Annotated in this window: 13 protein-coding genes and 1 tRNA gene; 10 read left to right on the forward strand and 4 right to left on the reverse strand. The window is 68.1% G+C overall.

The genetic code is table 11. The annotated features are described in order from the left end of the window. Positions 1 to 71: 71 nt before the first annotated feature. From ACYU98_RS13150 to ACYU98_RS13170, 5 genes are read left to right on the forward strand one after another with little or no spacing between them, the layout of a single operon-like run. Complete coding sequence (locus ACYU98_RS13150; RefSeq protein ID WP_460468668.1) at positions 72 to 941, forward strand: hypothetical protein; 870 nt, start codon at positions 72 to 74, stop codon at positions 939 to 941. 9 nt (positions 942 to 950) lie between these two features. Beyond that, complete coding sequence (tmk, locus tag ACYU98_RS13155; protein ID WP_460468669.1) at positions 951 to 1,589, forward strand: dTMP kinase; 639 nt, start codon at positions 951 to 953, stop codon at positions 1,587 to 1,589. A gap of 28 nt (positions 1,590 to 1,617) precedes the next feature. Next, positions 1,618 to 2,766, forward strand: a complete 1,149-nt coding sequence (locus ACYU98_RS13160; protein WP_460468670.1) for a DNA polymerase III subunit delta' — start codon at positions 1,618 to 1,620, stop codon at positions 2,764 to 2,766. A gap of 28 nt (positions 2,767 to 2,794) precedes the next feature. Beyond that, on the forward strand, positions 2,795 to 4,354 hold the full coding sequence (locus tag ACYU98_RS13165; RefSeq protein ID WP_460468671.1) for an alpha/beta hydrolase: 1,560 nt from the start codon (positions 2,795 to 2,797) through the stop codon (positions 4,352 to 4,354). After that, entirely contained in the window at positions 4,351 to 4,995 is a 645-nt protein-coding gene (locus ACYU98_RS13170; RefSeq protein WP_460468672.1) for an HAD family hydrolase, read from the forward strand. Before ACYU98_RS13165 ends, ACYU98_RS13170 begins: the two co-directional genes overlap by 4 nt. Positions 4,996 to 5,029: 34 nt before the next feature. Here ACYU98_RS13170 and ACYU98_RS13175 read toward each other — a convergent pair whose 3' ends face one another. The 4 genes from ACYU98_RS13175 to ACYU98_RS13190 all read right to left on the reverse strand — a co-directional run bounded on the left by ACYU98_RS13175 (position 5,030) and on the right by ACYU98_RS13190 (position 7,816). Then, positions 5,030 to 6,466: a phytoene desaturase family protein gene (locus ACYU98_RS13175; protein ID WP_460468673.1), complete on the reverse strand. Its 1,437-nt coding sequence runs from the start codon at positions 6,464 to 6,466 to the stop codon at positions 5,030 to 5,032. A 64-nt stretch (positions 6,467 to 6,530) separates the two neighbouring features. After that, positions 6,531 to 6,607 (reverse strand) — tRNA-Thr (locus ACYU98_RS13180). Between the two features lie 87 nt (positions 6,608 to 6,694). Further along, the gene (locus tag ACYU98_RS13185; RefSeq protein ID WP_460468674.1) at positions 6,695 to 6,922 is read right to left on the reverse strand and encodes a hypothetical protein; all 228 of its coding nucleotides are present in this window, start codon (positions 6,920 to 6,922) and stop codon (positions 6,695 to 6,697) included. A gap of 30 nt (positions 6,923 to 6,952) precedes the next feature. Then, positions 6,953 to 7,816, reverse strand: a complete 864-nt coding sequence (locus ACYU98_RS13190; protein WP_460468675.1) for an alpha/beta fold hydrolase — start codon at positions 7,814 to 7,816, stop codon at positions 6,953 to 6,955. A gap of 21 nt (positions 7,817 to 7,837) precedes the next feature. Between ACYU98_RS13190 and ACYU98_RS13195 the strand changes: the two genes are divergently transcribed. From ACYU98_RS13195 to hpt, 5 genes are read left to right on the forward strand one after another with little or no spacing between them, the layout of a single operon-like run. Then, positions 7,838 to 9,166 (forward strand): MFS transporter, encoded by a 1,329-nt coding sequence (locus tag ACYU98_RS13195; protein WP_460468676.1) that lies wholly within the window; start codon positions 7,838 to 7,840, stop codon positions 9,164 to 9,166. 42 nt (positions 9,167 to 9,208) lie between these two features. Then, positions 9,209 to 10,609 carry a D-alanyl-D-alanine carboxypeptidase/D-alanyl-D-alanine endopeptidase gene (gene dacB, locus ACYU98_RS13200; RefSeq protein ID WP_460468677.1) on the forward strand — a complete coding sequence of 467 codons (1,401 nt, stop codon included), beginning with the start codon at positions 9,209 to 9,211 and terminating at the stop codon, positions 10,607 to 10,609. A 19-nt stretch (positions 10,610 to 10,628) separates the two neighbouring features. Further along, positions 10,629 to 11,666: a zinc-dependent metalloprotease gene (locus ACYU98_RS13205; RefSeq protein ID WP_460468678.1), complete on the forward strand. Its 1,038-nt coding sequence runs from the start codon at positions 10,629 to 10,631 to the stop codon at positions 11,664 to 11,666. After that, entirely contained in the window at positions 11,666 to 12,628 is a 963-nt protein-coding gene (gene tilS, locus ACYU98_RS13210) for a tRNA lysidine(34) synthetase TilS (protein WP_460468679.1), read from the forward strand. The genes ACYU98_RS13205 and tilS overlap by 1 nt, the downstream gene beginning before the upstream one ends. A gap of 23 nt (positions 12,629 to 12,651) precedes the next feature. Then, positions 12,652 to 13,203 carry a hypoxanthine phosphoribosyltransferase gene (gene hpt / locus ACYU98_RS13215; protein ID WP_460468680.1) on the forward strand — a complete coding sequence of 184 codons (552 nt, stop codon included), beginning with the start codon at positions 12,652 to 12,654 and terminating at the stop codon, positions 13,201 to 13,203. Positions 13,204 to 13,307: the final 104 nt, after the last annotated feature.

Below are 13,307 nucleotides of genomic sequence, written 5' to 3' on the forward strand. Positions count from 1 at the left end.
CAAGTCGCATCCCTCACCGATGATCGAGGCGTCCAGTCAGGTCGACGTCGTCAAGCGGGGGTGCCAGCGTCATGAGTTCCGCCACAGCGCTTGTTTCGTGGCATCTCGTGGAGCAGGAGTTAGCCGCCACCTCGGACATCGGATCGGTGAAGCTGACTTGGCGGCCGATGACCGATGTCGCGGCGTACGAAGTGCACGCAGTCTGTGGCAGCTCCGCCACCTGGATGCCGACCCCGGCCACCATGATCGCTGTCACCGCCGCGACCCGATTCGTCCACCGCGGACTCGGTCCACAGGCCGCGACCTGGAGCTACCGCGTTGCTGCCGTGACGTCGTACGGCGAACACCTCACCACTGCGGTGACGGTCGGTCGCAGCACCACCTCGGTCACCGTTGACGGTGTTCCGCTGGCGGTGGTCGGTCACTTCGACGGCAGCGGCCTCGACCTGGCAATCTCGGCGAGCGGGTTCGTGCACTACCGCACGACCTTCCCTCACGACGTTGACTTCCGCTACGGCTTCGATGACCCGGAGCGCCGATGGAGCTACGTCCAACCCGGTCCGGAAGACGCGTGGGCTGGGCGACGGCGACACCGTTTCAAGCTGCGGTTCGACCTGGACCGATTGCCGGCTGACGATGTCGACGTTGCGTTGTGGTTGGTCGACCGGCACCCGACCCGAGCGGGGTCGGCAGCCTTGTCGATCAACGGAACTGCGCTGGAGTCGTTGCTGTTCGATGAAACAACCGGTGAGGGCCAAGCGTCGCTGGTGGTGCCGGGCTCCGGCGCCGGCCCGGCCTACTTCGAACCGGTGATCCCGCGCTCGGCATTGGTGCTGGGGGAGAACGTCTTCGAGATCGCGAAGAATGACGGCAGCTGGATCGCCTACGACGCGATCGGCATCTTCCTGCGCCGGACGCGGGCTGTCGGGGGCACCACTTAGGCTGGCTGCATGTCGCCGACCACCGCCGCTGCCGATGGGGTGTTTGTTGTCTTCGAAGGCGGTGACGGCGCGGGCAAGTCGACCCAGATCGAGGCTCTGGTGACCGCGCTGCGAGCCGAGGGCCGCTCGGTCGTCACGACTCGCGAGCCGGGCGGAACTCCGCTCGGCCAGCAGATTCGCGCCCTGGTGCTGCATGGCGACGACGTCGACCCCCGCGCCGAGGCCCTGTTGTTCGCAGCCGACCGCGCCCACCACATCGCGACCCTCGTCCGACCCGCGCTCACCCGTGGCGACGTGGTCGTCCAGGACCGCTACCTCGATTCGTCGATCGCCTACCAGGGCCACGGGCGCGACCTCGACCCTTCCGACATTCGCCGCCTGTCGCAGTGGGCCACCCGCGATCTGCGCCCCGACCTGACGATCGTTCTCGACCTCGACCCCGCGATCGGCCGAGAGCGACGCGGCGACACCCATGACCGGCTCGAGAGTGAGGGGGACGACTTCCATGCGCGCGTCCGCGGGCAGTTCCTGGCGTTGGCCCAGGCGGAGCCAGATCGCTATCTCGTTATCGACGCCACCCTGCCGCGCGAGCGCATCGCGGCGCTGATCGCCGATGCCGTCACAGCGCTGACCGGCGGTCACCGATGAGCCTTGCGCCGCTGGCGGGCGGCTGGCGATGAGTGTCTGGACCGACGTCATCGGCCAGCCCGACGTCGTCGACACCCTGCAGGGCGCCATCCAGGACCCGTCGGCGATGACCCACGCCTGGTTGTTCACCGGTCCGCCCGGCTCGGGGCGCTCCACCGCGGCTCGAGCGTTCGCCGCCGCGCTCGAGTGTCCCGACGATGGCTGCGGAACCTGCCGAGAGTGCCGCACCGTCCTCGACGGTTCTCACGCCGACCTGACCGTCCTGTCCACCCAAGGGCTGTCCATCCAGGTGCGCGAAGCGCGCGAACTCGCCTCTGCCGCGCAACATTCGCCCGCGGTCGGTCCGTGGCAGGTCATCCTCATCGAAGATGCCGACCGGCTCACCGAGCGCGCCGCCGACGCCCTGTTGAAGGCGTTGGAGGAGCCCGCGCCGCGCACCGTCTGGCTGCTCTGCGCGCCGAGTCTGGAGGACGTCATCATCACCATCCGCAGCCGGTCGCGCCACGTCCGCCTGCGCACCCCGAGCGTCACCGCGGTCGCGGAATTGCTCACCTGGCGCGACGGCGTTGCCCCGGCGCAGGCGCTCGCCGCCGCCCATGCGGCGCAGTCCCATGTCGGTTTGGCCAAGCGGCTGGCCACCGACGATGCCGCTCGCGCGCGCCGCGGCGACACCCTCTCCCTGGCCGGAACGATCCGCGGGCTGGGCGATGCGATGCGCGCCGCCGAGAACCTCGATACCTTGGCAAAAGCCGAATCGACCGCGTCGGCGGGGGAGCGCGACGTCGCCGAACGGGAACGACTGATGAGCCAGTTGGGGGCCGATCCGGCCGCCCGAACCCAACCGCCGCATATCCGCTCCCAACTCGCGTCGCTGGAAAAGGAACAGAAGAAACGGGCGACCCGCATCGGCCGCGATGTCACCGACCGCTGCCTGGTGGATCTCATGTCGATCTTCCGCGACGCGATCGTGGTGCAGTCCGGCCGACCGGTCGACCTGATCAATCAGGATCGTGGCGACCAGATCGAGTTCCTTGCCACGACCTGGGAAGCCGCACGGCTGCTCGGCGCGATGGATGCGATCGGTCAGGCGCGCGAGCGGATCACCGCGAACGTCGCCCCGCTGTTGGCTCTTGAGGCGATGATGATCGCATTGCGCAATCCGTCGCCGGTCGGCTGAGACCCACCCCTCCCGTACGGTGGACCGCATGACCAGCCGGACGTCCCGCTTCGCCCTGGCCGCCGTGTGCGGTGCCTCCCTCGCCCTTGCCGGCTGTAGCGGTGGGTCGACCACCTCCGCCACCGCGCCATCGGGCAGCGTCAGCGGCTCTGGTTCCGCAGGCGGATCGAGCTCGGCCGGGGTGCCGGCATCGACGCCGCCGACCGAGGCGCTGAGCAAGTTCTATTCGCAGAAGCTGGCGTGGAAGGACTGCAACGGGGTCACCTGCGCGAAGCTGACGGTGCCGGTCGACTACGCCAATCCCGGCGGCGCGACGATCCAACTGGCGGTGTCGAAGTACGCCGCGAAGGGCACCTCCCGGGGTTCGATCGTCTACAACCCTGGCGGCCCGGGTGCCTCCGGCTACGACTACGCAGCCGACGCGCTGACGCCCGGGTTGGCACAGTCGTACGACTCCGTCGGGTTCGACCCGCGCGGGGTCGGTCGCTCCGCGCCGATCACCTGCGTCTCCGACGCCGACCTCGACGCGTTCATTGGCGCTGACCCGACGCCCGATGACAAGGCCGAGGAGGTCACCGCCCAGCAGAACGCGAAGACCTTCGCCCAGAAGTGCAAGGCGAAGGCCGGTCCGTTGCTCGGTCACGTGTCGACTGTCGAGGTCGCCAAAGACATGGACGTGCTGCGCGCTGCCCTTGGCGAAGACAAGCTCAACTACCTGGGCATGTCCTACGGCACCTTCATCGGGTCGACCTACGCCGGGCTGTTCCCGAAGCGGGTGGGCCGCTTCGTGCTGGATGGGGTGGTTCCGCCCGACGTCTCTTCGACGCAGATGAACCTGGGCCAGGCGCAGGGCTTCGAGGGAGCCACGCGGTCGTACGTGCAGAACTGTGTCGATCAGGGTGGCTGCTATCTCGGGGCCACCGTCGATGCTGGGATGGCGAAGATTCGGGCGTTCCTCAAGCAGCTCGACGCCAAGCCGCTGCCGATCTCCGGTCAGGGCGACGTCACCCAGTTCACCGAGGGATGGGCCTCCACCGGCCTGGCGCTCGGGTTCTACTCCAAGCAGCTCTGGCCGCAACTGACCACGGCCCTCAAAGCCGCGATGGCTGGGAACCCCGACCAGCTGATGGGGATGGCCAACCTCTACTCCGATCGCAGTGCCGACGGGTCCTACGCCAACAACTCGATGCAGGCGTTCTACGCCGTGAGCTGCCTCGATCGTGGAGCCTCCTCGGACCTGAGCAGCTACGAGAGGGACTCGGCGAGCTTCAGCAAGCAGGCGCCTACTTGGGGTCCGATGCTCGCCTGGGGCTCGTTGGTCTGCGGGGAGTGGTCGATGCCGGCCACCGGCAAGGCGGAGAAGATCAGCGCCGCCGGTAGCCAGCCGATCCTGGTGGTGGGCACCACCCGTGACCCCGCAACGCCCTACCGGTTCTCTCAACAGTTGGCCAAGGAACTCTCGAACGCGCGGCTGCTCACCTTCAACGGTGACGGGCACACTGCCTACGGCCAGTCGGAGTGCGTGAACAGCGCGGTGGACGACTACTTCGGCGCCGGCACCCTCCCCGCAGTGGGGAAGACCTGTTGAGTCCGGCATGGCCGGTCGTCCTGTTCGACTTCGACGGCACTCTGGCTGACACCATCGCGCTGATCGTCGATTCCTATCACCACACGTTGTCCACCGCGGGTCTGCCCGCGGTCGACGAGGTGGAGGTGCGCTCCTGGATCGGGCGTCCGTTGCAACCGGTCTTCGAGCAGCGTTATCCAGGGCGTGGCGAGGAACTGACCGCGGTTTATCGAGAATGGAACCTCGACCATCACGATGCGTTGATCCGCCCGGTGGAGGGGATCACCGACCTGCTGCATCAGCTGCGCAACAACGGGGTACAGCTCGGAGTCGTCTCGTCCAAGCGGACCGATCTGGTGGAGCAAGGACTTGCGGCGGTCGGCCTAGACACCGCGATCAGCGTGCTGGCCGGTATGGACGACACCACTTCCCACAAGCCGGATCCGGCGCCATTGCTCCACGCCGCGACGACTCTTTCCGCGCGCCCCGAGGACTGTGTCTACGTCGGCGATGCAGACGTCGACATCCTCGCTGCTCGGGCCGCCGGAATGGCGTCGATCGGGGTCACCTGGGGCGCCGGGGATCCCGTCGTGTTGCGCGGTCTGCGCCCGAACGCGGTGGTCGACAGCGCTCCGCGGCTGCGCGAGTTGCTGCTGAGCTGAGGCTGTGGCTGTGGCGGGCGATTCGTCGCGCTCGTCAGGCGGGGCCGTTCGTCAGGCGGCGCAAGGCAGTCTCCGCGGCGTGGAAGCCACCCATGCCGTGCACCCCGCCGCCAGGCGGAGTGGCCGAGGAGCAGAGGTAGACGCCATCGACACCGAGGGCGTACGGGTTGACCGCGACCCGCGGTCGCAGCACCACCTGCGTGGCGGTGTTGGCGCCGGCGCTGATGTCGCCTCCGACGTAGTTGGCGTTGTAGGCCTCCAACTGTGCAGGAGATCTGGTCGAGGTCGCCAGGATGCGATCACGGAAGCCGGGGGCGAAGCGTTCGATCTGAGCGATGACGGCGTCGGTCGCGTCGCCGGCGTACGCGTTCGGAACGTGGGCGTAGGCGTAGATCGGGTTTGCACCGTCGTGGGACCGGGACGGATCGACGAGATATTGCTGGCCGAGCAGAACGAACGGCTGATCGGGCATCTCGCCCCGGGTGGTGGCCGCTTCAGTCGCGGCGATCTGATCAGCGCAGCCGCCGAGGTGCAGCGTTCCGGCCCGCCGGCAATCCAGGTTGGTCCACGGGATGTCGCCGTCGATGGCGAAGTCCACCTTGAAGGCAGCGGGACCGTAGCGGTAATCGCACAACGCTCGACCGACCTTGGCGGGCAGTCGGTCGCCGACGATTTCGAGCACTCCCGCGGGAGCGGTGTCGAGCATGACGATGTCTGGCGTGACGCCGATGAGGTCGCGCAACTGGTCCAGCGAGGTGACCCGGACTCCGGTGATGGTCCTGCCCCCGAGGGTCGCGAATTCGGCGAGGAGGGCCCGGGTGATCGACTCGCTGCCGCCCTCCGCCACCGGCCATCCGACGGCGTGTGCGGCAGCCGCCAGCATCAGACCGACTGATCCGCTCAGGGGTGTATCGAGTCGGTTGAACGCGTGGGCCGCCACCCCCATGAAGAGCGCTCGGGCTGGCTCGTCGCGGAACCGGCGAGCAGTCCAGGTGGCGGGCAGCAGTGCATTGACGCCGAACTTGGCGAGGGTGATCGGATGGGCGGGGACGTGGTTGACCGGTTGAAGGACCTCATCGAGCAGACCGTCGAAGGTGGCGGTCAACGGTCGGAAGAGCCGCTGCCACCGCCGGGCATCTGCGCCGAGGGAGTCCATTCGGGCGAAGTCGCGCACAGCGAGTCCGGCGCGGCCGTCGTCCAACGGGTGCGCGAGGTCGATCTCCGGCCAGAGCCACTTCAGACCGTGGCGCTCGAGGTTCAAACCGAGGAAGAACGGCGAGGAGACACCCATCGGGTGGAATGCGGCGCAATCGTCGTGGAGCAACCCCGGCAAGGTCAGCTCGGAGGTGCGGGCGCCACCACCCAGGCGGTCGTGAGCTTCGACAACCGTGACTTCGACACCGGCCATGGCCAAGCGAATCGCGGCAGCGAGACCGTTGGGTCCACTGCCGACCACGACGGCTGACGGCATAGCTGTTCCTGACCTAGGCGAAAGGCCGGTCCCGACGCGACTGCGACGGTGACCGGCCTGTTGCTGGAGCCGCTTGTCGGAATCGAACCGACGACCTATTCATTACGAGTGAATCGCTCTGGCCAACTGAGCTAAAGCGGCACCGCGCCCAGTGGACGCGAGCACCGAGTATACGCAGCGGTTCCGCAGGAGCCCAATCGGCGCGAGGCTCGCGGGCGCGGGCAGGGTTCAGCGGTCCTGCGGGTGACGGCGGGCCTTCTTCTCGGCCTTCTTCTGCTCGTTGCGCAACAGCACCGGGGTGTCGAACGGCTCGGCCGGCGGGCGGTTGCGGCCGCGCATCTCGCCGAGCATCACCAGGCCGACGAACAGCACGATGAATCCCACGCAGAGCAGGATGAACGTCGGCCCCATGCCCAGGGCCGCGGACTTGACGACAAAGGACGAGAACGCGATCACCGGCCCATCGTCCCACCCCGACCTGAGGGGTCAGGAACCGGTGACCGAGGTGACCCGGTCGAGGACCGCCTCGACCACCTCAACGGGTCGCCGCTCCGGCAGCCAGTGGCCGGCGTCAAGCTCGATGAAGTGATAGGACCCGCCGACGAACTCCTCGGTTTTCTCCGCAGCCGCCCGTCCCAGCGCGACGTCCTTGCGACCCCAGACGTACGTCGTCGGGATCTCCAGCGGACGGTGCATCGGTCCGGCCGCGCGGTCGCCCGCGCTCTTGCTGCCGCGCAGCATGCCCTTAGCCAGGGCGCGATACCAATTCAGCGGACCGTGCAGCGACTGCGGCGTCGAGAACCGCTCGACGTAGTGGCTGGCCTGTTCGGTGGGCAGGCCGCTGGGAGTGAAGAGGCGTTCCTGCAACCGGCCGGCCAATACGCGTTCGGGCAGGAACGGGATCTGGAAGGCGCCCATGTACCAACTGTTTTTCCATTGCCCGCCGTGGCGCATCGCCCACTGCATTGCCGTGGGGTGCGGAGTGGACAGCACGGTTAGCGATGCGACCTTGTCGGGCAAGAACGCGGCAACGGCCCAGGCAACGGCGCCGCCCCAGTCGTGGCCCACGACGTGGACCTTCTCTCGGCCGCTGGCCTCGATGAGCGCGGCGACGTCGCCGACCAACTCGCGCATCGCGTACGCCGAAACCTGGCTAGGGCTCGCAGCGGGGGAGTATCCGCGCTGGTCCGGTGCGAGGGTGCGATAGCCAGCGGTGTTGAGACGCTGCGCCACCTCGTGCCACGCAGTGCGATCCTGAGGGAAACCATGTAGGAGGACGATGGTGTCGGCGTCGGCCGGCCCACTGTCAGTGACATCGAAGACAAGTCCGTTGCGCGTGTAGTTCTCCACTACGCCAGCGTGTCACGGATCGTGAGGAAGGGCAGGAAAGTGTCGGAGCGGGCCTACGAACTCGGCGGGCGACGGGCGTGGGCGGTCTGGATCGCTGCCCTGCTGGTCTACGTGCTCGCGGTGTTCCACCGCTCCTCGCTCGGTGTCGCGGGGGTGATTGCGGCCGAACGGTTCCACATCTCCTCGGCCCAGCTGGCGACCTTCACCATGGTCCAACTGCTGGTGTACGCCGCGATGCAGGTCCCCGTGGGCGCCCTCCTGGATCGCTTCGGGTCACGAGTGATGCTGCTCGGCGGACTGTTGTTCATGACCGGCGCGCAGTTCGGATTCGCCTTCGCCTCGACCTTCGCTGAGGGGATCGTCGCCCGGGTGTTTGTCGGCATGGGCGACGCAATGGTGTTCGTGTCGGTGCTGCGCCTGGTTGCCCTGTGGTTCCCGCCCGCTCGCTCAACGATGATCACCCAGGCGACCGGATGGGTCGGGCAGGTCGGGGCGATTGCGGCGGCCGGTCCGTTGTCGGCGGCCCTCCACGGATTCGGGTGGCGCACCTCGTTCTTGTCCGCCGCCAGCCTCGGTCTGCTGTTCGCGGTCATCACCGCGGTGGTTGTCCGCGACACGCCCTATCGCGACGCCGAGCGCACCACCCTGCAGATGCGCGCGGTCGGCCGGGCGGTCAGCCGGTCCTGGCGCACGCCCGGCACCCAACTCGGGCTGTGGTGTCACTTCACCGCGCAGTTCAGCGCCACCGTCTTCGCGATGATCTGGGGCTTCCCGTTCCTGACCGTCGGCCTCGGTATGAGCTCCGGAGCGGCCAGCACCCTGCTCAGCCTGATGGTCGTGACCAACATCGTCGCCAGCCCGTTCGTCGGCAGCTTCGCCACCCGGTTCCCCTATTCGCGCTCGAGCCTGGTTCTCGTGGTCGTCGCGGTGATGATCGTCTGCTGGACCGTGGTGTTGGCCTGGCCCGGCCGCGCCCCGGCGTGGCTGGCGGTGCTGCTGGTCATCGCCATCGCGGTCGGTGGTCCTGGCTCGATGGTCGGGTTCGACCTGGCTCGTACGTTCAACCCGCCCGAGCGCATCGGCTCGGCGACCGGGATCGTCAACGTCGGCGGGTTCACCGCATCGCTGTGCACCGTGGTGCTGATCGGTCTGATCATGGACCGCGTCTCGCCCGGCGGGCCGACGACCTGGAACGTCGACACCTTCCGTATCGCGTGGTGCGTGCAATACCTGGTGTGGGCGATCGGGATCGTCCAGATCGTCCGGTTGCGCCACCGCACCCGCCGCGCGGTCGATGCCGACGACGACTACGCCCACCTGCGGCGGCGCGTCTCGCGGCCCTCCGCCTGACATACGCTGAACCCGCCTGTCACCGACCCGAGCGAGCCACCTGTGAAGCGAGTTCTCACCGCGACCGCCGTCGCGCTGCTCGCCGTGGGCGCCTACGGAACGCTGGATGTCTACGACAAGGTGCCGGGAGTCCTGACCCTCGCAGGGGCCGACGCAACCCCGGTGCCTTTGCCTGACCAAACCACTCCCGCCCCCTCGGTCGCGGCGCCCGCTGCACCTGCCGCCCAACCGTTGCCGGCCGCCCCGGCCGGAACCCCGATCACCGCAGCCCAGGTCTCGGCAGCGCTCGCCGGCCCGCTCGCCAGCAAGAACCTGCCCCCCAAGGTGTCCATGGTCGTCCGCGACGCCACCACCGGAGCAACGCTGTTCGACCAAGGCGGCGCGACAGTCGTGGAGCCGGCGTCGGTCACCAAGGTCCTGTCGGCGTACGTCGTGGCGAACACCCTTTCGCTCGACAAACCGTTGACCACCAAGGTCGTCGGGAACGGCGACCACATCGTGCTGGTCGCCGGCGGTGACACCCTGCTGAACCCGGGCAAGGGCGACCCGAACCAGATCGTCGGCCATGCCGGGGTCGCCGACCTGGCGCAATCAGTGGCGGCTGCGCTGAAGAAGCAAGGCCGCAGCACCGTCACCCTTGACCTCGACCTTTCCTATGCGCCTGGCCCGTTCGGGGTCTCCAGTTGGAGCCCGACCTATCTCAGCCAGGGGTTCAGCGCGCGGATCGCCCAACTCGGCTTGTCGACGCAGCGCTCCGAGCCACCGAAAGCAGCCGCGGCCGACCCCAACAAGAGCGTGCAGCAGGCGCTGATCACCCAACTGAAGTCGTACGGCGTCGCCGCCACCGCGGGCAGCGAGGTCACCGCACCGACCACCGCCCCGGTCCTCGGTGCCGTGCAGTCCGCGCCACTGATCGACGTGCTCGGGCAGGCGATGCGCGACAGCGACAACGCGATGATCGAATCGCTGACCCGGCAGGCCGCCTTCACCAAGGGAGTGGCCGGCGACGACAAGTCGGTGCCCGCGTTCGTGATCAGCACCCTGAAGGAACACGGTTTCGACACAACGGGATTGAAGCTCGCCGACGTCTGCGGGCTGTCGGACGGAACGACCTTCACCGCCGCGCTGCTGGCTGACGTCGTCACGGCGGGCACCAGCGGCAAGAACCCGAATATGGCCAACGTGCTCTCCCACGAGTCGGTGGCCGGATGGAACGGCACCCTCGATGACCGCTTCCTCACAGCCAGCAGCAACATCGCCGCGGGCGAGGTGCGGGCCAAGACCGGTTCGCTGCCCGGTGTGAGCTCGCTGGCCGGAACGGTCACCACCCGCAGTGGCCGGCTGCTCAGCTTCGCGATCATCACCAACGGCACCTTCCCCGGCGGCGTCTGGGGAACCCGCAATGCCATCGACAACGCCGTGGCCGCGCTGACCAAGCTCTGAGCGGGTTACCGTTCTGGGCATGTCCTACGTCGACTGGTCCACCGCAAAGAGCCTCGGCAAAAGGTTGAGCGGTGACGGCCCCACGGTGTCGATCACCGAAGCCGCCGATGTGGTCAGCCAGCTGCGCGATGCCGCGGCGCGCGCCCACGAACCAGTCGCTGCGACCGCCCGACTCGACACCACGGGTCGCTCGGAAGCGCCGGTGGTCGTCGTCGACCGCAAGACGTGGATCGAGGTGAATATCGACTCGTTCGAGGCGCTCACCGATCCGGTGCTGGGTCAGCTGCTCGGCAAACGAAAGTCCGGGGCCGCGGCGCGCGCGATCACCGCAAAGATCAGCGCCGCCGAGGCCGGAGCGATGCTCGGCTTCGTCTCCAGCAAGGTGCTCGGTCAATACGACATCGCCCCCGGCGGCAACCCGAGCCTGCTGCTGGTCGCGCCGAACATTGTTGCGGCAGAACGAGAGCTGGGGGTCAATCCCCACGACTTCCGGCTCTGGGTCTGCCTGCACGAGGAAACCCACCGGGTGCAGTTCACCGCCGTTCCCTGGCTACGCGATCACGTGATCGACCAGGCCCGTGCGTTGATGACCGACCTGGTCCCCGACCCGGAGCAGATGCCGCAGAAGCTGCAGGAAATCGCCTCCCGGCTGCCTGAGGTGTTGCGCGGCGGGGGCAATGGCCTCGCCGACCTGATCACGACCCCCGCCCAACGCGAGCAGATGGCCGCAATGACCGCCGTCATGTCGCTGTTGGAGGGCCACGCTGACGTGGTGATGGACGACGTTGGCCCGCAAGTCGTGCCGAGCGTCGACCAGATCCGTTCCAAGTTCACCGAGCGGCGCAAGGGAGCCGGTGGCGTCGACCGGCTGTTGCGCCGATTGCTCGGCCTAGAAGCGAAGATGCGGCAATACCGCGACGGTGCGCTCTTTTGTCGGGCGGTCACCGATCAGGTCGGGGTCGACGGGTTCAACGCCGTGTGGACCTCGCCCGAAACTTTGCCGACGGCACTGGAGATCACCGAGCCGCGGCGCTGGGTCGAGCGGGTTCACGGCTAGTGCCCGGACCCGACCCCGCCGTCGCCGCCTGCCGGCTCGGGGTGCGGCGGGCGCTGCGCGCGGCCGGCGCGCGCCGGGTGATCGTGGCGTGTTCCGGGGGAGCGGACTCCACGGCGCTCGCCGCTGCCACTGCGTTCGAGGCGAGCGCGCTCGGCATTGATGCCGCCGCGGTCATCGTCGACCACGGCTTGCAGGACGGCTCGGCCGAGATCGCCAACCAGGCGGCCGCCCGCGTACGCCGAATCGGACTCCCGGCGATCGTGCACCGTGTCGCGGTGGTCCCGACGACCGGCGGACCGGAGGCCGCCGCCCGCGTGGCTCGTTATGCGGTGCTTCGCGAGGCGGCTGCGGTCCACGGCGCGGAAGGGATCCTGCTCGGCCACACCCACGACGATCAGGCCGAGTCGGTGTTGCTCGGGCTCGTACGCGGGTCCGGGATCCGATCGCTGTCCGGCATGGCCGCGCAGTCGGGCGACCTGATCCGACCCTTGTTGGACGTCACCCGCGAGCAGACCCGCGCGGCCTGCGTAGCCGAGAACCTTGCCTTCTGGGATGACCCGCACAACGACGATCCGCGCTACCTGCGGGTCCGCGCCCGCCGCGCACTCGTTGCTCTGGAAGCCGATCTCGGGCCGGGCCTGAAGTCCGGGCTCGCGCGTTCGGCAAACCTCGCCCGGCAGGATGCCGACTACCTTGATCTTCTTGCTGCACAAGCAGTTTCGGACCTCGGTGACCCACCGTGGGAGGTCGCCGCCCTCGCGGCGGTCCCGGTCGCCGTACGCACCCGGTGGTGGCGCCTGGCCCTTGCCGCCGAAGGCGTGGTCGTCGCGGATCTCTCCTCCACCCACGTCGGATGGCTGGAAGCCTTGGCGGTCGCGTGGCGGGGGCAGGGGCCGGTCGACCTGCCGGGCGGGATGCTCGCCCGCCGGACAGACGGACGCATCCTGATCGAGCGGCGCTGAGCGCGGTCAGGTTCAATAGGTGCATGGACTCCTCCCACCTCGGTGACGACCTCGACCATGTCCTCTACACCGAGGCGCAGATCCACCAGCGCCTCGAGGAACTCGCGCAGCAGGTCTGGGCTGACTACCACGACAAGGACGTCCTGCTCGTTGGTGTCCTGAAGGGCGCAATCTTGGTCATGGCCGACCTGATGCGCGCACTGCCCGGCAGCGCGCCGATGGACTGGATGGCGGTGTCGTCCTATGGCTCGGGCACCAAGAGTTCCGGAGTGGTGCGGATCCTCAAGGACCTCGACACCGACATCACCGACCGCCACGTCTTGATCGTGGAGGACATCATCGACTCCGGCCTGACCCTCAACTGGATCCGCAGCAACCTGCTGTCGCGCAACCCGGCCTCGCTGGAGATCTGCACCTTGCTGCGCAAGCCGGACGCCGCGAAGGTCGAGATCGACTGCAAATATGTCGGCTTCGAGATCCCGAACGAGTTCGTTGTGGGCTATGGCCTGGACTTCGATGAGAAGTACCGCAATCTTCGCGACATCGGGGTGCTCGCTCCCCATATGTACTCCTGAGCAGTAGCCAGCGGAACACAACAGCGGGCGCGTGCGTTATGCCTGCGATGATGGACCGCACGTGCCGCACCCGTTGCGGCCGTTGTAGCGTCTGTGTGTTTCTG

The sequence above is a fragment of the Calidifontibacter terrae genome, from assembly GCF_054778835.1.

Bases quoted from the DNA above. Each gene is read 5' to 3' on its own strand.
- tmk (WP_460468669.1), top strand. From the start codon at position 951: ATGTCGCCGACCACCGCCGCTGCCGATGGGGTGTTTGTTGTCTTCGAA.
- ACYU98_RS13165 (WP_460468671.1), top strand. From the start codon at position 2,795: ATGACCAGCCGGACGTCCCGCTTCGCCCTGGCCGCCGTGTGCGGTGCC.
- ACYU98_RS13160 (WP_460468670.1), top strand. From the start codon at position 1,618: ATGAGTGTCTGGACCGACGTCATCGGCCAGCCCGACGTCGTCGACACC.
- ACYU98_RS13175 (WP_460468673.1), bottom strand. From the start codon at position 6,466: ATGCCGTCAGCCGTCGTGGTCGGCAGTGGACCCAACGGTCTCGCTGCC.
- hpt (WP_460468680.1), top strand. From the start codon at position 12,652: ATGGACTCCTCCCACCTCGGTGACGACCTCGACCATGTCCTCTACACC.
- ACYU98_RS13205 (WP_460468678.1), top strand. From the start codon at position 10,629: ATGTCCTACGTCGACTGGTCCACCGCAAAGAGCCTCGGCAAAAGGTTG.
- ACYU98_RS13150 (WP_460468668.1), top strand. From the start codon at position 72: ATGAGTTCCGCCACAGCGCTTGTTTCGTGGCATCTCGTGGAGCAGGAG.